A 25,709-nucleotide genomic window follows, 5' to 3' on the forward strand; every position below is an offset into this window, starting at 1 on the left:
GATGCTTTATCAAACAGACTAGAACGTATACGAGAGAGCGTGCAGATCAATTTATTTCCCAATCGAAGCATATGCTTCGGCCAGATTATCGGCTGCACTACCATTTAATGGCTGAATTGGGCTGGATGAATGATCCGAACGGCTTCATTCAATATAACGGGCAATATCACTTGTTCTATCAACATTACCCGTATAAATCCGTATGGGGACCGATGCACTGGGGACATGCAGTCAGCCGCGATCTTATGAAGTGGGATTATCTGCCGATCGCTTTGGCACCGGATGGTGAATTCGACCAAGATGGCTGCTTCTCCGGCAGTGCGATTGAGCAGGACGGAAAGCTTGTCCTGATGTATACCGGACATGTTGTAACCGGGCCTGACAAAGATCAGGATTACAAGCAGTCGCAGGGAATTGCAGTATCAGAAGACGGAATAACGTTCGAAAAGTGGGAGGGCAACCCGGTCATCGGTTATGACGCTATACCGGACACGATCAGCCGTAAAGACTTCCGCGACCCCAAGGTGTTCAGGCACGAAGATCAATATTACGCCGTTCTCGGTTCTAATGATGCGAAAGGGAACGGACTTGTACTGCTTTACCGTTCTGAAGACCTGAAAAGCTGGACGTATGTCAATGTACTAGCCGTGAGTGACGGACGCTTTGGCGATAATTGGGAGTGTCCAGATCTGTTCCCGCTCGGTGGTCGGCACGTATTTATGCTATCCCCGCAGCGCATGCCTGCACAGGGAGAGGCTTACCGCAATCTGCATTCAACCATGTACGGTATAGGTGATTTCAATTCCGCTGCCGGAACATTTACGGCAGATCGGTATGCTCAGATGGATCACGGATTCGATTTCTATGCCCCACAGTCAACCTTGGATGATAAAGGGCGGCGTATCGTCATCGGATGGATGGATATGTGGGAATCGGAGATGCCGACTCAGGAGGGGCACCATTGGGCTGGTGCGATGAGTCTTCCGCGGGAAGCGGTGATCGACGGCGCCAGGCTGCTGTTCCGTCCACTTGAAGAGGTAAAGAATTACCGATGCAATCTGTTCGAGCAGCGGGATATCTTAATGACAGGTGAGCAGATTATGGACACGCGCGGAGATAGCTACGAACTGAAGGTCGTATTTGAGTTTGAGTCCAGTAACACCGATGAATTCGGTTTGAAACTGCGGGTGGGTAACGAAGAGGAGACTGTACTGTCGTACCGTCCCGATGACGGCCTGTTCCGTTTTAACCGTGAGCGTGCCGGTATCGGCCCGGGTGGAGAGAGAAGAGTGCCTTTGGGCTTAAACGAGGGCCGCCTGGAGCTTCGGGTTTTTGTCGATAAAAGCTCGGTTGAAATATTCATCGGCGACGGTGAATACGTCCTCACAGGAAGAGTGTATCCCGGAATGGAATCAACAGGTATTCGTGCATTTGCGAACGGAAACTGTACGATTGCCTCGTTCCAGAAGTGGGATATCCTCGCATAGAATCGCATACAAACAGGAACCTGACCGTGGATGGTCAGATTCCTGTTTTTTTGTGGCCATTTTGCTCGTGTGATTTTAGGCGCGCTTATGTTGCAGATAAGCATCAAGATAAGCATCAATTTTTGCGAGAGCTTCTTTTGTACCGCCGGATTGCTGGAAGCTGTCATTTATTTTTTGTACGCCCTCTTTATACGCTGCGTTTGACACTACCTCATGTACGGCATCTCTTAACGTTTGTGTATTGATTTGATCCTTAGTTATTCGATAGCCCGCTTGAAGTTCCGTTAACCGCTGCGCGACCATGGGCTGATCCTTGTCCTGAGGCAGCACGACCAAGGGTACATTAAAGTGAATTCCTTCATTCACACTGTTCATTCCACCATGAGTAATAAATACATCTGAATGACGTAATACCTCCAATTGAGGAACATAAGACGAGATGATAAAGTGCTCAGGAGCCGGGTTAATTTTGGTAAAGTCAGCTTTCTCGCCAGCTGCAATCACGACGATGCCTTCAAAATCGGAAAAAGCCTCAATGCAGGTGTTAAAAAAGTCTTCAGTGTGGTCCAGCACAGTTCCCATCGAAATATATAAAACCTTTTTACCCTGTAGTCTGTCCAGCGGGAATGAATTTTCTCCTTTGCGCTCCGGGAAGCTGGGGCCAATAAAAAGATGCTCGTCCCCAAATTGTTCACCATTCGGTTGAAAATATCTGCTCGTATATACAACATTCAAAGCTCCTGAATTGTTCATAAATTGAACCAGATCTTTGGGAGCAACACCGAACCTTTCTTTCATGAGATGCAGTGAAGACGTGACTTGTTCATCAGGCTGAAACGGTACTTTAGCGTCGGAGCGGAAGAGATTGGCAGCCATCAGATGATTTGAAATGAGAAAAGATGGGGATGAAGAAATGCCTGGAATATTCAAATAATCTCTTACTAATTCACCAGCTCCGAATCGATCATAGAACACCAAGTCAAATTGAATACGCTCGGACAGCTCCTGAGTGATGGCTAAGATGTCCATCGAAGTCTGGATATGAATATTCATAAATGCGTTCAGTCCTGCCGGAGTGTTGGTATCAATGGAAGCAGTCCTGACCAGATCAGGATGCAGGTGAACCTTCGCTCCAACTGCTTCGAGTCTATTCTTGTATTTCTCAGTTGTAATGTAATGAACCTGGTCCCCTCGTGCTGCAAAGGCTTGCGTGATCCCAAGCGTGGGGTTTACATGTCCTTCTGCCGGAAAGTTAACCATTAATACGTTTAACATCCATCATTACTCCTTTTCTCTACAATTAAGATCGCAGTTTTCACTGAATCTCTTAATCCATAATAACAATAATATTTATTTTTTCAAATGATATCCTTTCATGATCGTGAAACACATGTTGGCATGAAATGTGTATAACAAATATTTAACTCGTGCATAGTAAAGGCGAACTCTACTTAGCAAGGGAGGTTTTTTCTAAGTGAATGTTCAAAGAGCGCAAGAAATAGCGTCCTCTTCCATTATGGCGAATGTGTTGTGCGATGGGCTACCCATTTATATTCAGCATGTGAATGAACAGCGTGAGACGGCACGCATTTATGCGCTGAGCAATCCAGAAGAGGAACGGGAAGTACCTTTATACACGTTAACAGAACGAGATCAGGCACTGGAATAAGAAAGGAGCGCTATGAAAAATGAAACCAAATCAACAGAAGGAAATCGAGGCAGACCGCTTGAATTTTCGTGACCAGACGGATGATGTGGTTAGAGAAGTACCGGCCACGACGGATGCCAGCGAAGCCGTTGCAGCAATAACTTCACATATCAATAAGTACGATGTACCGGATGAGTTGGAGGAGAAATAGAGAATGACCAAGCGCGCACAGGATAACCTGTTGCGTGCTTTTTATATGACACATATTTGGCTGGAGTCGAACAAATAGTATGTAGTGCCCAAACGTACAAATGATATTGCCCATGTGTACGTTTTTTTCTGTTTGTTTTTTTGTAAAATAGTATATAAATGATTTCTGTCCAAACTAAATTGACCAGGTCGTCATAGCGGCGTTGTCTCTAATAAGTTGAAAAGCCGAATTCAAAATTGTAGGAGGGAATTATGATTGATGTATTCAATGAACAGATTCAAAATCTAGATCCAGAAATAAGTGAAGGTGAATTTGAGAAGAAAGATATTTCAAAAGTATTAACTATAATATGGATTTTTGTAATTTATAGTGAGTCTGTCATTCTTCAACATTTGTCTAGTGGTCTAAATCTGCTGCAAAGTGTCTTATTCACTGTAATCATCATATTGCACATCCTCTTGTACTTGCATGCTCATAGAGTTGCAAAATATTTTTCATGGGCTTATTTTGTTGTGCAAGGGGGATTGATCTTTTCAAGTGCATTTCTTCTACCTGACAGTTTTTCGATTGTACTGGTTGGGTTAATGCCAATTTTGGTGGGTCAGAGTATAGGTATTTATTACAAGCCGCTTAAGGTCATTCTTGTATTTTTGATCTCCTATGTACTTTTTTGTGTAGCTGTGGTCTGGCATAATGATGGCAGGCAGTTTGTGTTGTTCATCCCGCTATTTTTTCTAATTGCAGTTGTTATAGTAGCTTATGCCGTTCTTTTTCTCAAACAAGTCAAAGCACGAATCCGAACGCAAAACGTTCTTAAAGAACTTGAAATCGCACATCAAAAGGTCGAAGAACTTACAATTGCTAACGAACGACAACGTATGGCCCGTGATCTTCATGATACGCTGGCTCAAGGGCTTGCTGGGCTAATCATGCAACTTGAAGCCATTGATGCCCATCTGACAAAAGGGAGTACGCAAAGAGCTCAGGAGATCGTCCAACAATCGATGTCACAAGTGCGAAGAACATTGTCTGATTCAAGGCGAGCTATAGACAATCTGCGTTCGAAAACCATCTCGGAAGTTGATTTTGCAGAAGCAGTGGAGGAAGAAATACAGCGATTTACAATGGCTACGAGCATCCGTGTAATACGCAACATCAAAATTAAAGCTTCCGTCCCCAGACTGTTGTTCGAACATGGATTGTTTATTATAAGCGAGTGTTTAACCAACGTAGCGAAACATTCACATGCTAATACCGTATGGATTCATATTTTAGATAATGAAGGCAAGATTGAAATTCAGATTCGCGATGATGGAAAAGGATTTGATACAGATATTATTGCCAAGCAAACAGGGCATTACGGAATAATAGGCATACATGAGCGTGTACGGATGCTGGGTGGAAAAATCAATATCAGCAGTATATTTCAAGAAGGTACAGCTATAAAAATAGAGGCGCCTCTTACTAAAGGAGACCTATCATGAAATACAAGATTTTAATCGTCGACGATCATTGGGTAGTTAGAGAAGGATTAAAGCTGGTGCTGGAGACCAATGACAGTTATGAAGTGATTGGTGAAGCTGGAGAAGGTGTAACGGCTCTTAAATTGATCGAAGAACTTCAGCCGCATGTCATATTGTTGGATTTATATATGCCACAAATGAGTGGTTTGGAAACCATGAAAGCCCTCAGAGAAAAACAAAATGAAACACCAGTCATTATCCTGACGACCTATAACGAAGATGATTTAATGATTAAGGGACTCTCATTGGGGGCAAAAGGATATTTACTAAAAGATACCAGTCGAGAAAACTTATTTCGCACTATTGAGTCTGCGCTAAGGGGTGAAACGCTGCTTCAGCCAGAAATAACAGCAAGGGTATTTGCTACTACGAATAAGAGAGAAGCTGAGATAGAATCACACGAAAGAAACTTAATTCTAACTGATAAGGAAAGACACATATTAAAGTCTGTTGCACATGGTTTTAAAAGTAAGGAAATTGCGTTTGATATGGGAATTTCCGAGCGTACCGTAAAGGCACATTTAACGAATATTTATAACAAGCTTGGTGTTGATTCCAGATCCGAAGCCGTTGCCGTTTCGTTGGAACGTGGTATTTTACAGCTTTAGAAATAATAACTGAAAATATGTTATTTATTTGCCCAGTCGTACATAAGGTGCTTGCCCCTTTGTACGATTTTTTTGTTTGTTCATTGCTATAACATGAAAAAAGGATGAAAAAGTTTACTTGACCCACGGGTTGCTGATAGCACCTTTAGAAGAGAGAATCAGAGAGGATGACATTAGTTGAAGAGAAAAGAAATCAGGATAATGATTGCAGGGGTTGCATTAGCCTTAGTAGCTTCCGGTTGCTCCAGTGCATCGGAGAACTCTGTAACAGAAGCGAGTCACCCGGTAAAAATTGAGAAACTTGCAATGAAACCTTTGGCCAATGATTTTAATTTGGCGGGAACATTGCAGGCAAGTAATGAGGCCAATGTTTCCTTTGAAGCGGATGGACGTATATTGAACACCATGGTTGAAGTTGGGGATTCAGTAGAAAAAGGAAGTGTCCTTGCGAAGTTAGATACATCTGCTTACCAGTTACAGCTGGATCGGGCAAAGGCAACCATGGAAAAGGCAAAGGCTGGTGTAAGCCAAGCGGAGGCTACTGTCCAATCGGCCCAGGCGGGCATTCATAGTTCACAATCCCAGGTCAACGCGGCCCAATCCAAATTGCAGGAATTGAACAATGGCGCCAAAAAGCAGGAGATTGCACAGTCTCAAAATGCGGTTACTGTAGCAACTAATAATTATAACAAGAAGAAAGCGGATGCCACACGGTCCCAAAGTCTATTCCAGGCAGGTGCAGTATCATTAACGGAAAATGAGAATGCGCAGCTGGAATTAGCAAACGCACAAAAAAGCTTAAGTGATGCGCAAGAGAAATTGTCTCTTTTGCTTGCAGGGGCATCCCAGGAAGAGCGTGCCCAAGCTTCGGCCGGGGTAGATCAGGCCAGGGCAGGGCTGGAATCGGCTAGGGCTACTATACAACAAGGACTAGCCAGTAAAGCTCAGGCGCAGGCTACCTATGAAGATGCATTGGCTGCTTATGAACAGTCAGCCTTGTCACTGAAAAAAGCAACTTTAACTTCCCCGATCACGGGTGTTGTGATTGAAAAAAAGATATCTGATGGTCAACTGGGCTCCAGCGGGAGTGAGGCATTTGTTGTCGGAAATATTAAGACTTTAAAAGTACTCCTCCCCGTACCGGACAGTGAAATCTTATCGTGGAAGAAAAACCAAAAAGTAAATATCTCTCTCTACGATGAAATTAGAACAGGGACCGTTACTCAGATCTATCCATCGACTAACTCCAAAACGGGAAGCATCAATGTAGAAGTTAGCATTCCCAATCCCGAACTGAATTGGAAACCTGGTCAAGTCATAAGCGCATCTAAAAGCATGAATCAAAACGAAGCGCTTTTAGTGCCCGTAGAGGCCGTAATTAGTACGGGAAATGATCCTTATGTCTTTAAAGCTGTAAACGGAAAAGCCGTCAAAACACCGATTAAACTGGGGAAAGTGACTAATAATCAGCTCGAAGTGGTCTCTGGATTACAGGCAGGCGATCAAATCGTTACACAAGGAGCAGGAACCTTATTTAATGGTGATTTAATTGGGAATGACGTACTTGAGAAATCGGAGGAGTCGTCCGAATGATTAAATATATCGTTAAAAAACAAAAAATTACACTCATTTTCTTTGGCATGTGCATTGTGCTAGGGCTCTATAATTTTACATCGTTACCTAAACAAGAGCAGCCCGATGTTATTCCCTTGTCAGCCAGTGTTACAACCATCTATCCGGGCGCCTCACCCGAAAGAATCGAGCAAACCATTACTAAGGTCATGGAACAGAAAATTAAAGCCGTACAAGGTGTCAAAACGGTTTCTTCCACTTCATCTAAAGGCCAATCCAGTATAACTGTAGAAGCTTTTGAAGATGCAGACCCGACAAAGGTATGGGCTGATCTTCGTACAAAGGTACAGGATGCAAAGTCCGAGCTTCCAGATGATGCGATGCAGCCGGTTATCAATGATAGCATGACAAGCTCCTTTATTGGTTCATATGCGATTACTTCTGATAAAATTGAGAATTTATACTCGTTGAATGAATTGATGAACAAATGGAAAGATCAATTAAAAACGGTCTCGGGTGTTTCGCAAGTTAATATTCAAGGAATACCAGATCAAGAAGTACGAATCAGTTTAGACACACAAAAGATGCAACAATATAACATCTCCTGGGAGCAGGTTGTTCAAGCAATCAAAAATGAGAATGAAAGAGTTCCTACAGGAAGCATGGATTTCAATGAGCGTACTTATCAACTGACGGTAAATGCCTCTACCGATCCATCCATTCTAAATAACGTCCAGATTTCAAGCAATGACGATGGATTCCCGATATCTCTGAAAGATGTAGGGACAGCCTCACTTGTTTTTAAAAAAGCAGCTAGTTATACGTATGTGAATAACAAGCCTGCTATTTCGATCAGTGTGAGTGGGGATACAGGCACAGACGTGCCAACGGTATCTAAGGCGACTACAACCAAAATCAATGAACTTGTGAGCAGTTTGCCGAAGAATGTACATTTTGAACTACTTTTTGCGCAAAATGATCGAGTAGATGAAATGTTTGGAAACCTGACCAAAGAGATGATCATCGCTATTATATCGGTCATTGTTATATGTACATTAGGTTTAAATTTGCTGACTTCTGCATTTGTGGCCTTGGCCATTCCTGTTTCCATCGCCATCGGCTTTATTTTCTTACCCACAACAGGAATCACGCTGAATCAAATTTCAGTCATCGGATTAATCATCGTGCTAGGGATATTGGTTGATGATGCCGTCGTGGTCAATGACAATATTGAACGCCGACGCACTGAATTTGGGGAAGATGCTACGGAGGCAGCCATTAAAGGAACAAAAGAGGTATCCTTATCAATCATTACAGCTACACTAGCTACGGTTGCAGCATTTGCCCCGCTTTTATTCCTGCCGGGCACCATCGGTGACTTTATTAAACCGATACCTACCGTTATTTCGTTAACGATGCTGGCTTCCATGATTATGTCATTAACGATCATTCCTATTTTCCGTCAATGGTATGATCAACGTCGTAAAGGAAAAGAGAATAATAGGACAGTTAAGCCACCTGGACTTCTGGGGAGTCAAATCCAGTCTCTATCCAATGTGTACTCTAAAAACTGGATGCCAAGAATACTGCGACGCCCACTTTTAACAGCGCTTATTGGTCTTATGATGGGTACAGCAGCTTATGGACTACTAGCTGTTGTTCCTATTGAATTATTTCCGGATTCCGATCAAGCGGATGCCACGATCAGTGTAACGATGCCAGAAGGAACATCGTTGCAGGCAACCAATCAGGTTATTAACGAGATTGGCATGTGGGTCAAAAAACAGCCAGAAACGGAGCGGTTGGCGGCAACGGCAGGTGGAGGAGCGCCTCAGTTGTACAGCGATGTTGCAGGTGGTCACGGCTCTGGGGGGGCGGTAAATGGCCAAATTGCTGTCGTTGGAAAAGAGGGGCTATTTGATCTCAAAAAAACAGTGGATAACTGGACCCATACGCTACAAGCTAAATATCCATCTGCATTAATCAGCATTCGCGTTCCCCAATTAGGTATTCCGGTCGGCAGTGCGGTGTCTATCCGTATAAAAGGAGAAGACATTGATAAGCTGCAAAACATGACAACTAAAGTCAAAGAAATCGTTGCGGGAACCCCCGGAGCTGTAGATGTGACCGATAATATGGGTATGCAAAGCTATAATCTGAATTTCCAAATTAATCAGCAAGCCTTGGATAAATATCAGGTTAGCTATTCCGATTTAACGCGTACTTTGCTATTAATGGGTGACGGGGTGAATGTAACGGATTTTGATACGGGTAAGGAATTGCTTGATGTCAATATATACATGAACAAACCAAACCATGATCCTGAGGTATTATTCCAACAATTAAGTGTGAACAATGCGGCAAGGGAGCAAATCCCCTTATCCCAATTAGCCACGATGAAACCGGACTTTTCCATCCAACAAATCCACCGCTATGATCTGGAACGGACGGTAACGATCTCAGCCAATGGAAATGGGCGTACGGCTACAGAACTCACTAATGATATCCGTAGCAAACTTACAAATACCCAGTTTGAACCAGACTACACCTGGGAGATGGGAGGGGAAACATCTGCGCAGTCTGATATGTTTAAGGATTTGGGCAAATTAGCTGTGATTGTTATTTTTCTTATTCTCCTCTTAATTACCATGCAGTTTTACTCGGTTTCCACACCGCTCATTATTATGACCACTGTTTATCTGGCAGCGGCAGGGGGAATCCTTGGAAGTTTTATTTCGGGGATGCCAATTGGATTCATGAGTATTATGGGTATCATTTCACTTGCTGGTATCGTCGTGCGTAACGGTATCGTGCTGATAGAGTTTATTGAAGATGCGCGGCGTGAAGGCGCTGATTTAACAGACGCCATTCTAATGGCATGCTCTGCCCGTTTCCGTCCGATCTTGCTTACTTCGCTAACTGCGATTGTGGGTATGATCCCTATTGCCACAATAGGCGAGATCTTGTTCAAACCGTTGGCAACGACCATTATTTTCGGACTAATTTTTTCAACTATTTTAACTTTGTTTGTAGTTCCGACGCTGTATATGGTCGTAGCTCATCTGAAACTGAATCGGAAGCATAAGAAGGAAAAGGCTATAAATAGCGATAGCTCATTGACCTTGTAGGTAAATATATGAAATCGTGCATTAGACGAGTGTCTTAATGTACGATTTTTTCTTTTGTCGATATTGATTATTATTTCATTGACAGAGTCCACAAAAATCATTACTATAATTGTTGCAAAAGTCCACTAAATTGGGGGAGTTATGATCAATATAGATGCTAATATGATAGCGGATATGAGGCGTTTTAATCGATTCTATACGAATATACTGGGTGTTTTAGATAGACATGTGCTGGATAGCGGATATTCCTTTACTGAGGCCCGTGTCATTATAGAGATCGGGTTGATCGAGCCATGTATTGCGAATACTCTAGTCGAATCTCTTAAAATTGACCGCAGCTATATGAGTAGGATCATTGCTAAATTTTGCAAAGAGGGCTTTCTTGTTAAGGAAAATTCAACGTTGGATAATAGAACAAATCTGATTCGGTTGACTCCTAAAGGAAAAGCATTCTACAACCAACTGAATGAAAGGTCTGATGAACAGATTTTAAAATTAGTTCAAGGACTTTCAGAAGAAGAGATTAAGGAATTACATGCTTCTATGTTGTTAATTCAGAAGAAATTGGATAATTTGGAGAGGATACAGAATGATACGATTTGAATGCGACTATACCGAAGGTGCTCATGAGCGCATATTAAAGCGACTACTGGAGACTAATGATGAACAAACTCCAGGTTATGGTGTCGACGATCATTGTGAAAAAGCCAGAGCATATATTAAAGAAGCATGTCACTCCCCAAATGCGGATGTACACTTTTTGATTGGAGGTACACAGACCAATACCACCGTCATTTCTTCTATTCTGCGTCCGCATCAAGGCGTCGTTGCTGCAGTTTCTGGACATATTGCCGTACATGAGACCGGAGCGATTGAAGCTACTGGGCATAAAGTACTTACTTTGCCAAGTGATGATGGGAAAATCCGGGCCGAGCAAGTAAAGGAGCTATATGACGCTCACTGGAATGATGCCGCTCCTGAGCATAGTGTACAGCCAGGGATGGTTTATATTTCCCAACCTACTGAAAATGGAACGATTTATAGCAAATCAGAGCTGGAAGCATTAAGTAGAGTCTGTCAAGAGTGTGGTTTACCACTGTTTATAGATGGAGCCCGATTAGGTTATAGCTTGGTGGCCGAAGATAGCGATGTATCTTTAGCAGATATAGCGAAGCTATGCGATGTATTTTATATTGGCGGGACCAAAATTGGAGCCTTGATGGGAGAAGCAGTAGTCATTCTAAATGATACATTGAAAAAAGATTTTCGATATATGATCAAGCAAAAAGGAGGACTGTTGGCTAAGGGAAGAATGTTGGGCATTCAATTCGAAACTTTGTTTGAAGACGGTTTATACGTTGAAATTTCCAAACACGCTATAGATATGGCAATGCTGCTTCAAAACGGATTATCTGAGCAAGGTTTTTCTTTTCAATACCGTTCTACAACTAATCAGCAGTTTCCGATTTTGCCAGATCGCATACTAAAGGCATTGAGTGAAAAATATACTTACTCCTTTTGGGAAAAGGTTGATGATGCACATAGTGCTGTTCGATTCTGTACTAGTTGGGCTACAAAGAAAGAAAATGTTGCAATGCTGATTCAGGATATTAAAGCATTGCGATAAAGGTCATAGAAAGTGTAATTTATAATTTTAAAGATGTAGAATGACTATGGAATAGCCATACTTCGTTGCATGCATTGCAGCGAAGTATGGTTTTTTTGTGCATTTTACTTGCTCCAAAGCGGCTTGTCTTTAGTTCCATGAAAGAGCAAGTGGATATAAAAATGGAAAAACAAGACAAGAGCGGATGTATAAAGTCGGCGTCTAATTCTTTACACTGAATATCTACCGAACCTGCTTGCGGTACTGAAGAGGAGAGAGCCCGGTTATTTTTTTAAAGATTTTATTAAAGTGGGAAGCATGACCGAACCCGACATCCTCTGCAATATGCTGGATTTTGTCTTTGGTGGTTCGCAGTCTTGTTTGGGCCGCCCTGACCCTCACTACGCGGATGTATTCGCTGAAATGAAAACCAGTCAACTTTAGAAAGATACGGCTTAGGTAAGCTGGACTAATGAAAAAGCAGGCGGCCACTTGTTCGAGAGTTAACGGTTCATTGTAATGATCCTGAATAAAAGAAGAAATTTCCGTGATTTTCTGATGCATGGGATGAGAGGGAACAGGTTCACTACGCTCGATCGCTTCCGATCGGTGCACCAGAATAAGCATTTCCAGCAGTAAATGCTGTACGCAACGGTCATGCAGAGGCTGCTTATTCCTGCATTCGGTATTCATCTGTAGGAATAAACGTTCAACCTCCACTTGCTCTCTCGCAGGTAAGCGAAGCAACGCGGATTGCTGATACGGTGGCAGGTCAAGAATGTCATGATCCTGCTGTGGGAGAAACGTCGGAGAAAAATGAATCAAAATGCGTTCTGTTTCCTGCAATTGCGTACTGGCGGTAGAATGCAAGTCATGAGGAAGGATGAATATCAGATCCCCCTTGCGAGCGGTGTATACCTTGCCATTCATAAAATAGATGCGTTCTCCTCGCAGTAAGAGATACAGCTCATAGTTCTCGTGGACATGAGGCCGGGGCATAACCGTGAAACCGGTACGATAGATGTGATGAATGGAGAATTGTTGTTCGCCAAGGACATATTTATCTTCTTTCATTTCATTCATGTGCTTCTTCCTTTACAAATTAAGATAAGTAAGCGCATTCATATACCACCAGTATATATGACAACCTGCCAATGATAAAAGCAGAAAAGATTGATGAAAGGAGGTGAAGGCGCTTCTGAACGTCTCGGATCGTGTTTTTATAAAAATATGCGCTGATGTGGAAGAAAATCTTAGGGAGGAAACAGAATATGAGCAAGCAGCGTACATGGAAAAAGGTGCTATGTAATGTGGTTGTGGGTTCATTGTTGTTGACCTTGTGCCCACCACTAATCCAAGCGGAGACTGCGGTAGGAACAGAGAACGCAAAGGTGTCAAAAGTGGCGACGGATATTCCGGCGTTTCCGGGGGCTGAGGGTGGCGGTAAATATGTTATCGGTGGACGCGGAGGTGAAGTGTATGAGGTTACCACGCTGGCAGACTACGGCAAAGGGGAACAGATAATACCCGGATCTCTTCGTGCAGCGGTCAGCTCCGATAATCGGACGGTCGTATTCCGGGTGGGTGGAACGATTCATCTCAAGGAGCCACTTAAAATCTTGGGAAACAACCTGACGGTTGCGGGCCAGACAGCTCCTGGCGATGGTATAACTGTAAGCGATTACACGACAGGGATTGATGCAGATAACGTCATTCTCCGTTACCTGCGTTTCCGATTGACCGACCGTTACCCCAGTGAGGATGACGCGTTAGGAGCCAGATACCATAAAAACATAATGATTGATCACTGTTCCTTTAGCTGGTCGGTGGATGAGGTACTGAGCCTGTATGACAACGTCAATACAACGGTACAATGGTCCATTGCGTCCGAAAGTATGCTAATGACCACGCATCAGAAAGGTCGCCACGGCTATGGCGGCATATGGGGCGGACGAAATTCCACCTATCATCATAATTTGTTGGCTCACAATGCAAGTCGTAATCCGCGTTTTCCAACCGATAAAAAACAAATCGACGCTGTGGAAATGACCAATAATGTCATTTATAACTGGGGATTTTTCTCTTCATACGGTGGCGGTGAAGGATCGTATAATGTGCTGAATAACTATTATAAGTATGGCCCCAACACATATGAGGACGTTCGCGGTCAAATTTTTGTAGACGTGGGTAGTAAAAAATATAAAACACGCATCTTTATTGGTGGTAACTACATGTACGGCAATGACTCGGTTACGAAAGACAACTGGCAGCTTGGCACATCCATTGGGTCAATTATTGATCCTTCCACCCGTTTGGCGGAGCCGATTGAAGTCAGAGGGGAATACGACAACGGAATTTCACCGGATGCGTATGGTCCATATCAAGCGACAGATGCACAAACCGCATATACGGAGGTGCTTGCCGGCTCAGGAGCCACGCTGCCAAGAAGAGATGCGGTGGACGCCCGAATTATGAATGATGTGAAGAATGGAACGGGTGCGTTTATTAACTCTCCGCGTGAAGTAGGGTGGATTTACGACGATTCTAACGTAACGACGACGGAGCTTTCTGATAGTGACCATGATGGAATGCCGGATGAATGGGAACGTGCCCATGGGCTGGACCCCAATAATGCAGATGATCGTAACGGTCAATTGCTTGCCGGCACAGGGGCGTATGCTCATTTTGCCAAGGGTTATACAAATCTGGAGGTCTATTTAAATGATCTTATTGAGAAGCTGTCGAATGGAAATGAGGTGGATAATCCAGAGGCCGTCGTTCAGGTGTCGGATGCAAACGGACGTTCACTAAAGCATAACGATATTTTGGAAGCAGGCCGTGATGCGACCATAACAGCAACAGCCAAGGACAAAGATGGTATTGCTCATGTTGAATTTATCATTGACGGCAAACTTGTTGGTAAAGTAGAGACCGCGCCTTATCATCTCGATTGGAATCATGTAACAGACGGTACCCATTATATTATTGTACGGGTGACCGACCGCAAGGGGAATGCTGCATTTTCCAATCCTGTTACCATTCACGTCAATACGACTGCGCCGTCGGGAAGTTGGCTCAGCGAAGAGATTGGCTCTGAGGGCAACGATGGTTATATAAAAGGGCATACTCAGGTCTTAAAAGAAGATGCAAGCGGCGGCAGTATAAGACTGAAGTCAGCGGGAGACGTTGACGGTAAGGCAGATATTTTCCATTATGCTTATCAAAAATGGGAAGGTAACACTGAAATTACAGCCCGTGTGGAACAAATTACTCCGGTGGATGATAATGCCGAAGCGGGTGTAATGATTCGTGAGTCGCTGAAGCCTGGATCAAAAATGGCCTTTATGTCTTTAGCATTTGTTAAATATGGCAAACAGGGTATTCTTATCAGTCGTGATCAAACGGATGCCAAGACGAAACGTGCGTCAATGGAGTCGTTTATTGCAACGCCATATTCGGTTCGTCTGGTACGACAAGGACAAAAGGTTACCGGCTGGGTATCCGCAGATGGTGTGACGAACTGGGAGAAGGTTGGTGAAACTGTTATAGATGTGCCGGATAATCAGCCGCTATTGTTCGGGTTGGCCACCGATGCATCCAAACAACAAAATGATGTATGGAATTACAATACGTCGGAATTCAGCAATGTCACCATCCGCAACCTGACAGACTCAGGAGGAACTCATCCTACTAGTGTGGTGGTAGCGACCTATGGCCCTGCTGACTTTACATCTCTCCAGGCAGCGATTGACGCAGTCCCTGACGACAGCAACACAAGGACAGTTATCCATCTCAAAAACGGTACGTATCGTGAAAAAATAAAGGTGAATTCCTCCAAAAAAAATCTGAGTATTATCGGAGAAGATCGCGACAAAACGATCATTGCTTTTGATGATACGGCCAAAACGGTGGTGGACGGAAAAGAATTAGGAACAAGCAACAGCTATACAATGCGTGTGCAAAGTCCCGATTTTGTGTTGGAGAATGTCACGGTTGCCAATACTGAAGGAACCGGGCAGGTGCAGGCTGTAGCGTTATATGCCGAAGGTGATCGTGGTAAGTATCACAATGTCAAAATTACCGGCCTACAGGATACGTTGCTTGTGAACCGTGGCAGACAGTATTTTAAGGACAGCTACATCAGTGGTAGTGTAGATTTTATATTTGGCAATGCACCTGCCGTGTTTGATAATTCGATCATACACAGCCTGCGTGCTGGATATGTGACAGCAGCTTCAACAGAAGAGAACAAGCCGGGCTTTGTATTTATTCAATGTCGTCTGACAACAGAAAATGGCTTGACAGGCAAGGTGGATCTTGGACGGCCATGGCGCCCTTATGCTCATGTTACTTTTTTGAAGACCTATATGGATGACCATATCAAGCCGGGCGGCTGGAACAATTGGGGCAAGGAATCCAATGAGCAGACCGCAAGATTTGGAGAGTTTGACAACTTTGGACCAGGTGCAGGAAGTAGCGGGCGTGTATCTTGGGCCAAACAGCTTACCGCTGATGAAGCAAGTCAGTACACCGTTGAAGCTGTTCTGAGCGGGACAGATCATTGGGATTGGCGTCTTTAAATTTGATGTTCAGTGGTTAAGCGGGGCAAGCGCTTCTAGCGTTCAGCCTCGCTTATTTCTATAGTTTGAGTAGAGGATACATACTTGATTTTCGGTATTGAAAATACTTGTTTATATGGTAAATGTTTGCTATGTTAAAAGTGCATTTATCTCAAATTGAAATTTATTATTGATTTGGAGGTGTAGGATATGGCACGTGTGTTAGTAGTGATCACGCCAGCTGAAGGCCATGTTAATCCGACCTTTTGTTACACATGCGGGGATGAACAGTACAAGTGAAGCCTTATATTACAATGTACCGCAGGTCATGATTCCTTTAACATCGGATCAGCCGATCGTAGCTAGTCGGGTGCAGGAACTGGGAGCGGGTGTTGTTGTGGATAAAAATAAGCTTACACCCGCTAGTTTGAAAGCTGCCTTATTAGAGGTATTGAGTCATCCAACCTATAAAGAACAGGCTCATGTGATCGGCGAATCATTACGCCAGGCTGGTGGGTACAGACATGCGGCAGATACAATTATGAGTCATTTCTCCACCATAGAAAAATAAGCGTAGTCTATATACTGTGATTCCTTTCTTTTAAAGCAGCAGATTTTTCAAACTCTAATTTCTTCGAAATTGCCAGAAGACCCAGGGAGCAGATGATTAGGGCCAAACATACCCAATAGGTGTTTCGGTAACCCATCCATTGAGCGGTTAATCCGCCCATTAAGCTCCCCACCAGTCTTCCGATAGTTGTCGCATTGGAATATAGCGTCGATGCGTACCCTGGAAGAGAGGGCAACAAATCCTGCATGTAACTAATGCCAATGGCAGAAATCACTGCAACAAAGAAGGCTAGAAGAAGTTGCCCCACGAATAGCTGCCACATCTCCGTAGACATAAGGACAAGGATATAATAGACAACTCCTGTTAATGCCCCTAAAAATACAAGCAAACGGTTGGAGTATTTAGCTGCTAGTACGCCTAGCATGAGCATCAAGGGTATTTCTAAAATGGCGCAAATACTGGATACTAGAGCAACGTCACTTGTGTCACCTTTTAAATTGTAAATGATGAACAAGGAAATATTTAAATTGTTCATCCAGTGAGACGTATAGAGCAGAGTAAGAACTGAGAAAGGGATCAGAATCTCAATATTTTTATGTAATGTAATGTTATGAAGTGAAAGTTGATCCTTATGTTTAAGCTGAGCGGGAGGCTGCTGGATAAAAAAGAATAAAAGAACAGCAATAAGAACAAAAATAGAGGTCGTCCCCATAAAGATACCTTTAAAGCCCGTATGTGCAATCAAAAAGGAACCAAAAAGCGGCCCGGTAATAAATCCAAGAGAAAACATAGACCGAAGTGTTGAATTAGCAAAGGCGTGATCCGCAGATTTACTGCGATCTACTGCTTCACGTGCGCTGGCAAATAACTGCGGCATCCCAGGAGCACCAATGGCCGTAAAGATCGTCATATAAACAAAAAGTACATAAAAATTTTGGATTACAAGATATCCTGCAAAGGCTATGGCATTAAATAACGTACAAATCACCAAAATTTGTTTACGATCTAATCCGGTATCAGAACGTTTGGCAATCAGAGAGCTTATCCATATGCCACAAATCAAAGTTACCGCTGTAAACACACCAAAGGTTCCCACAGATACGCCAAGTGTACTTGTAAAATATACAGCTAAAAAAGGTGCGCTGATGGATATAGCCATGCCTTGCAATAACATGCAGATCATGAACAATGGGTAGTTAGGGATAACAAAAAGATTCTGAATACGCTTTAGCATTTCATTTTTACACTCCTTCCGAATACATACCTATCCCAACCAAACTATATATGACTTTAGCATAATTTGTATATTTACATAGTGTAAAATATTATATAATATTTTTCACTTTGATGAGCAGGACAATATACAGGCAAAGATACTGTCTATTCGTTCCTGATGATTGGTAGACCGCCCCTTGCTCATAGCTTTCGCTTTCCCATTCCGTACAACTCATAGCGATGTCGCCATTTCACTAAGGTGGTAACGCTGATGTTATGTTTTTTTTGCTACTTCCACACGGCTGCTCTGTCCTGCTTTTAACTCCTGTATGATTGCTAGTTTCTCAATCGCATTGTATGCGTTCTTCTTAGACAAAGGAAAACTCCCCCTCAAGTAGCGGTTTATTTATTAAACCTGCCTACTTGAAGGGGAGCATATCAAAATCGGTAGCCTGTTCCGTAATTTATAATAGCGAGGTTACGAACTTCACCTCCGGAAAGCGGCTATCCGGTCCTTTCATTAAGTTTCCGCCTTGATTTTTCAGATACCTATCGAAGAAATCCAGCATATAGGCATTGATAACGGAGTTCGCTCTTTCGGGCGCAATCTTTCCTGTAATGCCCAGCATTTCGAAAATCGGAGAAATAAACTGTACGTCGGCAAAATTCAAATGCTCCGTATTTTCGATATAGAGGACTTGTCCCCCTTCGTCGACCGCTTCGCGCATCCGTTCAAGCTCCAACTTTTTATCTTCCGTTACTTGATCCTCCCACTCTCTTGTTGAGCCCATACGGTTAAGCTCTGCATCCGTGTAGACCCGGTTATCCATCACCATTTTTAATTTTTCGAAATAGCTTTCCGAGTTGATGAACAAAAACGGCTTTCGCAGACCCTCTCTGTCACGCAGTCGATAAAGCCCTCCATCAAGGTCTATTCCAACCGCGATTCGCGGATCGTAAGAAGCGTCATAGGCCGTCGCTCCGCCGATGGAATGACCGAACACCCCGACATGACCGAGATCAATCCTCCCTTTTAGATGACTTGGAATCTGCCCCGATTGGATGAGCTCGAATTGGTCCAGCGCAAACGCCACATCACCGGTTAAAACTTGTCCCAACTTGTCGCGATTTCCCCTACTCGTCTGGTAATCATGGGCGGGCGAGAATAAGTCGTTGGTTGTGCTGGTCGTGATTCGCCCGTCCGGAAACTCGGTTGCAAATGTATTGTAGGTGTGGTCGATCACTGCCACGATATATCCATGACTCGCGAGATTTTCGGCTTGCGACGTGTGGAGGAACCTGGAAGAGCCATTGCCGGGATTCGCAAGGATCAGCGGGTATGAAGTCTGTGCCGAAGAGACTTCGGCCCCCGAATAAGCATGACTGGATACGTACTTCAGATGTTGAAAAGTAAACTCAGGAAGGCCATAGTCCGCGGCCATATAACGTAAAATCTGGGTATCGGGAATAAAGGGAGCGTACTTGTTGGTGCCAGCTTGAGCCGGATACCATACCTGAACCATCAATTCCCTTTTGCCTGTCGCGGTTTTGCCAAATGTCTCCTCCCGGTTTGGATCGATGAAATGAAAGACTTTCGTGCCTACCTTCAACTCGCCGGTTGGCGCCGGAAAGTCGAATACGGGAAACACATAGAGGAAGCACGCCGTTGCGATTAGCCCAATCACAATAAAAAGGCGGCCCAGCACCCTACGGATTCGCGAGGCAGTCCGAACGACTTTCAGCGTTATGAAAACGTCTATAAGCGAAAACATAAGCATCAGGATCGTAAATCCGTATAAAAATAAAAGCTGAACCCTGTATCCTTCGACAAGCAAATGTATCACTAAAAAAATAGAGCCTGCTCCGCTTGTCAGGAGCAAAGCTGGTCTTCGGATACGTTGATTGATAATGAACAGGAGTGCCAACAAACAAGCACTTGAAAAGAATAGCAGCATTTCAAAAAACCTCACGCCAACTCCCCCTTAAAAATAATCCTATCAATGGATTAGTATAGAGGAGCAGCTAGGTTGATACCATTGATCTAGATGACAATTGCCTAACACTCTTGTAAGGTTGCGCGACGATGGCGCAGAAAACGGCATGTAATGTGCTGATTTCTGCCTTTCGGCCGGGGTCCAGAAAAGGAGTGCCCCATCCGCCGCATGTCATGGCCAACGGATGTTGAACAGGTGGGGGGCTATTTGACGCTTAACGTAACAGGAGTGGAATGTAGCTATGTATGTGGAATTATCCTGTAGGATTTGCTTTAAAGGCTGAACCGATCTACGAACTGCTTGATCAGTTCATTCAATAATCCGGCGGCCTTCGTAGGAAGGCGATGATCAGCTTTCTTAAGGAAAACCAGCTCACTATTTGGTAATTGTTGATGCAATATTTTGGCATAGGGATGAAAGTGCTTATCTTTTTCACCATAAACGAGCAGGACAGGAAGATGGATTTCCCCGAGCCGTGAGGTGCAGTTGTACTTCAAGCTGTATCGATAATATTGTTCGATATTCCTGGGATTTCCCTGCTTCGCATCGTTGAATAACTTACGGAATAAAGATAGCTGTTTCGTTTGTGACCAAGCATTAGAAAGGGCAATCGTACCGATTGTGCCGATTTTGGAAAGAGCAATGCCCAAAGAAATTTTATTTCTTAGTCGCCATTCGTTTACTTCCGACATTCCACTGATAACAATACCTCCCCATGCCCGATCTGGGTAAGTCAAGAGGAATTCAAGTACTATCGAGCCCCCGGTAGAATATCCACACAGAAATACTTTATCAAGGCTCATCCGGTCCATCAAATGTTTAATATCCAGGGCGATGAGAGGGTAAGTAACCGTTTGCTGGGAAGGCTGACTTTTACCGTGTCCTCTAATATCAAAAGCTATAGTTCGAAAATGGGGCGAGAGTCCTTGGATTTGGTATGTGAAATTTAAGCTTGTGAGTACTGGAGGGTGAATGAATAGGATGGCGAACCCTTTTCCGGAATCAATATAATGCATCGAATATTCATTTATGTTTGTCGTAGTCATGGTTATGCTCCCTCCCTGAATGGTTTGACTTTAAATTTGGCCTATTGGATCCAAAAAATTCATGGAGGTGTAACTTTAATTGCTTGTATGAGATACCTTTGTCCCGATGACCCAATGCAGGAATAATATTTTAAGTACAAGAAAAAAATAAGAAGATCAAGTTTTTCTAAGAAAGGGACACATACATGGGCATGAAAAATAAAGTTACCATTGCAGTAGTGCTAAGTTTATTGTTGTTGATCTTGGGCTGTAGAGCGGACTCCAGTCAACAGCTAAAACAACAGAGTGTGAAGCCACCTATTACAGTAAATCAAATGGGCAAAAAACCTGTCATTATGATCTTGATTGATTCGTTAATGGATAAGCCTTTGCAAGATGCGATTCAAGCAGGCCGCGCACCGGCAATGCAATATCTCCTGAAACAAGGGCAATATTTCCCGCAGGTAGTGAGTTCATTTCCCACGATGTCTGTGACAATCGACAGTACATTATTAACGGGAACGTATGCAGACCAACATCATGTGCCTGGACTCGTTTGGTACAGCGACCAAAAGAAACGCATGATTCTCTACGGCAATGGTGCCAAAGAAGCCTTGAAGATAGATCAAATGCAAGTATTTATGGATGCTATTTATCAGTTAAATCAAGTTCATTTGAACAAAAAAACAAAAACAATTCACGAAGAGCTGGCCGACAAAGGAAAAGAATCGGCATCAATCAACGCTATTGTTTTTAGAGGAAGAACGGAACATGACTTAAAAGTACCTCGCTTTATAACGAACAGCAATCGTGTGCCAGAACAATTGAGAATAACAGGACCTAAATGGTTTTCTTATGCAACTTTTGCACAACTGGATCCAAAGAATAGCTGGAATACTCCTCCGTGGAAAAAATTCGGGATGAACGACGAGTTTTCCGCAAAAGATACCGCTTTTGTAATAAGTCAGAAGAAGCTTCCAGACGTAACCATCACATACTTTCCAGAAAATGATAATTTGGCGCATAGAAAGGGCCCGACTCAACTGGAGGGAATCGAAAAAGCGGATCAAGCACTTCAAACTGTGTTGAATGCATATGGTTCGTGGGAACAGGCTGTAAACAATGCGACATGGATTGTCATGGGTGACAGTGCGCAAAGCGCTATTTATAATGATCGACAGGTAGCAACGGTTGATTTAAAGTCGCTTTTGAATCATTACCGCATTGCAAAATTAAATCAACCAGTAAGAAACGATGACCAAATCGTGATTTCTGCTAATGAACGGATGGCTTATATCTATGCCATAAACGATGATGTGGAGTTATCCAATGTGGTGAAGTTTTTACAAAATGAGGACAAGCTCGACATTATCGCTATGAAAGATGGTAAAAACAATATTCATGTTACAAAGGGGAAAAAGAGTAAGCTATTTTCTTATCATCCTGGTGGAAAATACACCGATGAATATGGACAATCGTGGACATTGTCGGGCGAAGAAGACCTTGTGGATATTACGATAAATAACAACCGGATCAAATATGGAAAATATCCAGACGTTTTGGCGAGGCTGCACGGGGCAATGTATTCACATGGAGGTAGATATATTGTCGTCACGGTACAACCCGGATATGAACTCGTCGGTGAAAGTTCTCCTACCCACATCGGAGGGGGAGCTCATGGTTCGCTGCATGAAATAGATTCCCTTGTCCCATTAATTATTTCCGGAGCGAATACACGCCCCAAAACACTGCGAATCGTTGATATAAAAGACTGGATTATGCAATTGGTGAATGGATAAGTATTATCGTTCTTGATATTAAAAACGTACTCCATTAGTATATAAGCATACAGTTATATGAATGAAAGGAGGTTACACATTGGAGCAACTTGGTTATGTAGCCGATCATTTAAAGCTATTGGGCGATAAAACTCGGCTGGCCATGCTTTCCCTGCTAAGAGAGAGAGAATGGTGTGTTTGCGAATTTGTAGATATCTTTGATATGTCGCAGCCAGCAATTAGCCAACATTTGAGAAAATTAAAGTCGCAAGGAATGGTAAAAGAAGAACGACGAAGTCAGTGGGTATACTATTCCTTAAATGTAGACGACAAGCCGCATATTCAAGCCGTTCTTGAGCGTATGCCAGACTCCAAGCAGATTTTAAAATGGCTGAATAAAGAGGAGCCGATAGCATCTTGTGCACCGGATTCATCGGCTTGCTGCTCATCCTAAAGGCTGTTCCGTTTATCTCCTTGAGGGATAGCCGGTGTTTTTAATATAAGTATATGTTTATAAGGTAATGTAATGGAGGTTTAAAACATTGATTTTGTTGGCATGCATTATATTTTTAGCCACTTTAGTGTTGGTGATATGGCAGCCTAGAAATCTGTCTATCGGCTGGTCTGCTTGCGGAGGTGCCATACTCGCCTTGCTGGTGGGTGTCGTCGATTTGCATGATGTTTGGGAAGTTACTCATATTGTCTGGAATGCGACACTGGCTTTTGTAGCCATTATTCTGATTTCGTTGGTGCTTGATAAAATCGGCTTTTTCGAATGGGCGGCGCTCCACATGGCACGAGCTGCGCGAGGAAGCGGAACGCGGATGTTTGTTTATGTGACCCTTCTTGGCGCCGTTGTTGCTGCTTTTTTTGCGAATGACGGTGCGGCCTTAATACTGACACCGATTGTACTGGCGATGGTTCGAGCACTTAAATTGGATGAGAAAATGATTTTTCCTTTTATCATAGCGAGCGGTTTTATTTCAGACACGACGTCGCTTCCGCTTGTGGTCAGCAACTTGGTCAACATTGTGTCAGCCGATTTCTTTGGGATTACCTTTATGGAATATGCGAGTCGCATGATTATACCTAATTTATTTTCTTTAGCAGCCAGTATAGGGGTACTGTATCTTTTTTTTCGCAAAAGTATTCCGAAAACGTTTGATGCGGCACAATTAATCACGCCTGCGGAAGCGATTAAAGATCCAAAAATATTCCGTATGTCTTGGATCGTTCTCGCGGTTTTGTTCGTTGGCTACTTTGCATGCGAATTTTTTAACATTCCCGTTTCGGTGGTGGCCGGTATTATTGCTATCTTTTTCTTATTGATAGCGCGTAGAAGCCCTGCAGTGCCGATGAAAGAAGTCATCAAGGGCGCTCCATGGGCCATCGTATTTTTCTCTATCGGAATGTATGTTGTGGTGTATGGTCTACGTAATGCCGGTTTGACGGATCTGCTGGCCCATGTGATTCAAGCGGCTGCCGATCAAGGTATGTTTGTGGCCACCATGGGCATGGGTTTTATTGCGGCGATTATCTCGTCGGTCATGAATAACATGCCTACGGTCATGATTAATGCGCTTGCCATTGATGCCACCCATACAACCGGTATGGTCAAAGAGGCGTTGATTTATGCTAACGTCATTGGTTCTGATCTGGGGCCGAAAATAACTCCGATCGGTTCATTAGCCACGTTGTTGTGGCTGCATGTGCTTCGTTCGAAAAACGTGAAAATTTCTTGGGGAACTTATTTTAAGACAGGCATTGTCTTAACCATTCCTACACTTTTTATGACCCTACTGGGCTTATATCTATGGTTAATCATTTCATAATTGAACATTGAAGGAGACGGTAATGATGGAAAAGAAGACAATTTACTTTTTATGCACTGGTAATTCTTGTCGCAGTCAAATGGCAGAAGGCTGGGCCCAAAAATACTTGGGAGACCGTTGGAATGTATACAGTGCGGGCATTGAGGCACACGGCCTTAACCCTAAAGCGGTGCAAGCGATGAATGAAATAGGGATCGATATCTCCGGACAAACTTCAGATATTATAGATCCTGCTTTGCTGAACAGCGCGGATTTGGTTGTGACCTTGTGCGGAGATGCTGCTGATAAATGTCCTATCACACCTCCGCACGTTCGTCGTGAACATTGGGGATTTGATGATCCGGCTAAAGCAAAAGGAACAGAAGAAGAGAAATGGAGCGTGTTCCAGCGTGTACGGGATGAAGTCGAGGCTCGTATTCGGAAATTTGCGGAGACTGGTAAATAAACAAGCTGCACAGCTATAGTATTTCAAACAAGCACGCCTCCTTAAAGAGGTGGTGCTTGTTTGGCGTTTTTCTCCTTCACAGAATACTCTTCCAGCACCTTTGTTTTATCTCCATAGATCCTATCCAAATGATCTTCTCCCCATAAGCAAAAACGATCAAGCAGATCTTTAAAATCCCATCCATATTCACTAAGCTCGTACTCCACTTTGGGTGGAATCTGGTTATAAATGATGCGGTGGATGATTCCATCCTTTTCAAGCTCTCTAAGCTGTTGGGTAAGCACTTTTTGGGTGATTTTCGGAATGAGTTGACGAAGTTCGTATGTACGTTTTCTGCCGCTGGTTAAATGATGCAGGATGATGCCTTTCCACTTTCCACTGATGACCTCCAAAGTTGCCTCGATCCCGAGCATATAGGTTTTGGCTTTGTGTTCCATAGACTTTCCCCCTCTCCGATCTGTAGTACAAAAGGCACTAAGGAACCTAAAAGTACCTACAGTACATTGA

The 25,709-nt window shown here is 43.4% G+C and carries 20 protein-coding genes and 1 pseudogene; 15 read left to right on the forward strand and 6 right to left on the reverse strand.

All coding sequences use genetic code 11. The annotated features are described in order from the left end of the window. The first annotated feature begins 71 nt into the window (after positions 1-71). The gene (locus tag NLX74_RS17355) at positions 72-1,487 is read left to right on the forward strand and encodes a glycoside hydrolase family 32 protein (protein ID WP_254329449.1); all 1,416 of its coding nucleotides are present in this window, start codon (positions 72-74) and stop codon (positions 1,485-1,487) included. 75 nt (positions 1,488-1,562) lie between these two features. Here the strand turns inward: NLX74_RS17355 and NLX74_RS17360 are convergent, their stop codons facing one another. Continuing rightward, positions 1,563-2,762, reverse strand: coding sequence for a macrolide family glycosyltransferase (locus NLX74_RS17360; protein ID WP_250266740.1), 1,200 nt, complete (start codon positions 2,760-2,762; stop codon positions 1,563-1,565). Between the two features lie 199 nt (positions 2,763-2,961). Here NLX74_RS17360 and NLX74_RS17365 point away from each other — a divergent pair, with 199 nt between their 5' ends. The 8 genes from NLX74_RS17365 to NLX74_RS17400 all read left to right on the forward strand — a co-directional run bounded on the left by NLX74_RS17365 (position 2,962) and on the right by NLX74_RS17400 (position 11,804). After that, complete coding sequence (locus NLX74_RS17365; RefSeq protein ID WP_165179259.1) at positions 2,962-3,156, forward strand: H-type small acid-soluble spore protein; 195 nt, start codon at positions 2,962-2,964, stop codon at positions 3,154-3,156. A 19-nt stretch (positions 3,157-3,175) separates the two neighbouring features. Continuing rightward, on the forward strand, positions 3,176-3,346 hold the full coding sequence (locus tag NLX74_RS17370) for a hypothetical protein (RefSeq protein ID WP_165179260.1): 171 nt from the start codon (positions 3,176-3,178) through the stop codon (positions 3,344-3,346). A gap of 251 nt (positions 3,347-3,597) precedes the next feature. Further along, positions 3,598-4,830: a sensor histidine kinase gene (locus NLX74_RS17375; RefSeq protein ID WP_254329450.1), complete on the forward strand. Its 1,233-nt coding sequence runs from the start codon at positions 3,598-3,600 to the stop codon at positions 4,828-4,830. Then, positions 4,827-5,477, forward strand: coding sequence for a response regulator (locus NLX74_RS17380; RefSeq protein WP_254329451.1), 651 nt, complete (start codon positions 4,827-4,829; stop codon positions 5,475-5,477). The genes NLX74_RS17375 and NLX74_RS17380 overlap by 4 nt, the downstream gene beginning before the upstream one ends. A gap of 201 nt (positions 5,478-5,678) precedes the next feature. Then, entirely contained in the window at positions 5,679-7,070 is a 1,392-nt protein-coding gene (locus NLX74_RS17385; RefSeq protein ID WP_367997048.1) for an efflux RND transporter periplasmic adaptor subunit, read from the forward strand. Next, complete coding sequence (locus NLX74_RS17390; RefSeq protein ID WP_254329453.1) at positions 7,067-10,177, forward strand: efflux RND transporter permease subunit; 3,111 nt, start codon at positions 7,067-7,069, stop codon at positions 10,175-10,177. The genes NLX74_RS17385 and NLX74_RS17390 overlap by 4 nt, the downstream gene beginning before the upstream one ends. 141 nt (positions 10,178-10,318) lie before the next feature. Next, positions 10,319-10,780, forward strand: a complete 462-nt coding sequence (locus NLX74_RS17395) for a MarR family winged helix-turn-helix transcriptional regulator (RefSeq protein ID WP_103048335.1) — start codon at positions 10,319-10,321, stop codon at positions 10,778-10,780. Beyond that, entirely contained in the window at positions 10,767-11,804 is a 1,038-nt protein-coding gene (locus tag NLX74_RS17400; RefSeq protein WP_254329454.1) for a threonine aldolase family protein, read from the forward strand. The genes NLX74_RS17395 and NLX74_RS17400 overlap by 14 nt, the downstream gene beginning before the upstream one ends. Positions 11,805-12,026: 222 nt before the next feature. On the opposite strand, the gene NLX74_RS17405 is transcribed toward NLX74_RS17400, so the two are convergent. Beyond that, on the reverse strand, positions 12,027-12,866 hold the full coding sequence (locus NLX74_RS17405) for a helix-turn-helix transcriptional regulator (protein ID WP_254329455.1): 840 nt from the start codon (positions 12,864-12,866) through the stop codon (positions 12,027-12,029). A 188-nt stretch (positions 12,867-13,054) separates the two neighbouring features. On the opposite strand from NLX74_RS17405, the gene NLX74_RS17410 reads away from it, so the two are divergent. Together NLX74_RS17410 and NLX74_RS17415 are read left to right on the forward strand one after the other, a co-directional pair. After that, on the forward strand, positions 13,055-16,363 hold the full coding sequence (locus tag NLX74_RS17410) for a pectinesterase family protein (RefSeq protein WP_254329456.1): 3,309 nt from the start codon (positions 13,055-13,057) through the stop codon (positions 16,361-16,363). A 244-nt stretch (positions 16,364-16,607) separates the two neighbouring features. Beyond that, positions 16,608-16,913 (forward strand): annotated as a pseudogene (locus NLX74_RS17415) (nucleotide disphospho-sugar-binding domain-containing protein); the annotation flags it as partial. Between the two features lie 7 nt (positions 16,914-16,920). On the opposite strand, the gene NLX74_RS17420 reads toward NLX74_RS17415, so the two are convergent. The 3 genes from NLX74_RS17420 to NLX74_RS17430 form a co-directional block, all read right to left on the reverse strand. Next, positions 16,921-18,147: a sugar efflux transporter gene (locus tag NLX74_RS17420; protein WP_254329457.1), complete on the reverse strand. Its 1,227-nt coding sequence runs from the start codon at positions 18,145-18,147 to the stop codon at positions 16,921-16,923. 445 nt (positions 18,148-18,592) lie between these two features. Next, positions 18,593-20,098, reverse strand: a complete 1,506-nt coding sequence (locus NLX74_RS17425; protein ID WP_254329458.1) for an alpha/beta hydrolase family protein — start codon at positions 20,096-20,098, stop codon at positions 18,593-18,595. Between the two features lie 296 nt (positions 20,099-20,394). Then, complete coding sequence (locus tag NLX74_RS17430; RefSeq protein WP_254329459.1) at positions 20,395-21,168, reverse strand: alpha/beta fold hydrolase; 774 nt, start codon at positions 21,166-21,168, stop codon at positions 20,395-20,397. A 185-nt stretch (positions 21,169-21,353) separates the two neighbouring features. Between NLX74_RS17430 and NLX74_RS17435 the strand changes: the two genes are divergently transcribed. From NLX74_RS17435 to arsC, 4 genes are all read left to right on the forward strand, one after another. Beyond that, complete coding sequence (locus tag NLX74_RS17435; RefSeq protein WP_254329460.1) at positions 21,354-22,946, forward strand: alkaline phosphatase family protein; 1,593 nt, start codon at positions 21,354-21,356, stop codon at positions 22,944-22,946. Positions 22,947-23,025: 79 nt separating this feature from the next. Further along, on the forward strand, positions 23,026-23,379 hold the full coding sequence (locus NLX74_RS17440) for an ArsR/SmtB family transcription factor (protein WP_254329461.1): 354 nt from the start codon (positions 23,026-23,028) through the stop codon (positions 23,377-23,379). A gap of 88 nt (positions 23,380-23,467) precedes the next feature. Further along, positions 23,468-24,757 carry an arsenic transporter gene (locus tag NLX74_RS17445; protein ID WP_302058646.1) on the forward strand — a complete coding sequence of 430 codons (1,290 nt, stop codon included), beginning with the start codon at positions 23,468-23,470 and terminating at the stop codon, positions 24,755-24,757. Positions 24,758-24,782: 25 nt separating this feature from the next. Then, positions 24,783-25,202 (forward strand): arsenate reductase (thioredoxin), encoded by a 420-nt coding sequence (arsC, locus tag NLX74_RS17450; RefSeq protein ID WP_254329462.1) that lies wholly within the window; start codon positions 24,783-24,785, stop codon positions 25,200-25,202. A 41-nt stretch (positions 25,203-25,243) separates the two neighbouring features. Here the strand turns inward: arsC and NLX74_RS17455 are convergent, their stop codons facing one another. Continuing rightward, positions 25,244-25,639 (reverse strand): winged helix-turn-helix transcriptional regulator, encoded by a 396-nt coding sequence (locus NLX74_RS17455; RefSeq protein WP_235306393.1) that lies wholly within the window; start codon positions 25,637-25,639, stop codon positions 25,244-25,246. Between the last annotated feature and the right edge of the window lie 70 nt (positions 25,640-25,709).

This window comes from Paenibacillus sp. MZ03-122A, from assembly GCF_024213325.1.
Taxonomy (GTDB): Bacteria; Bacillota; Bacilli; order Paenibacillales; family Paenibacillaceae; genus Paenibacillus; species Paenibacillus polymyxa_B.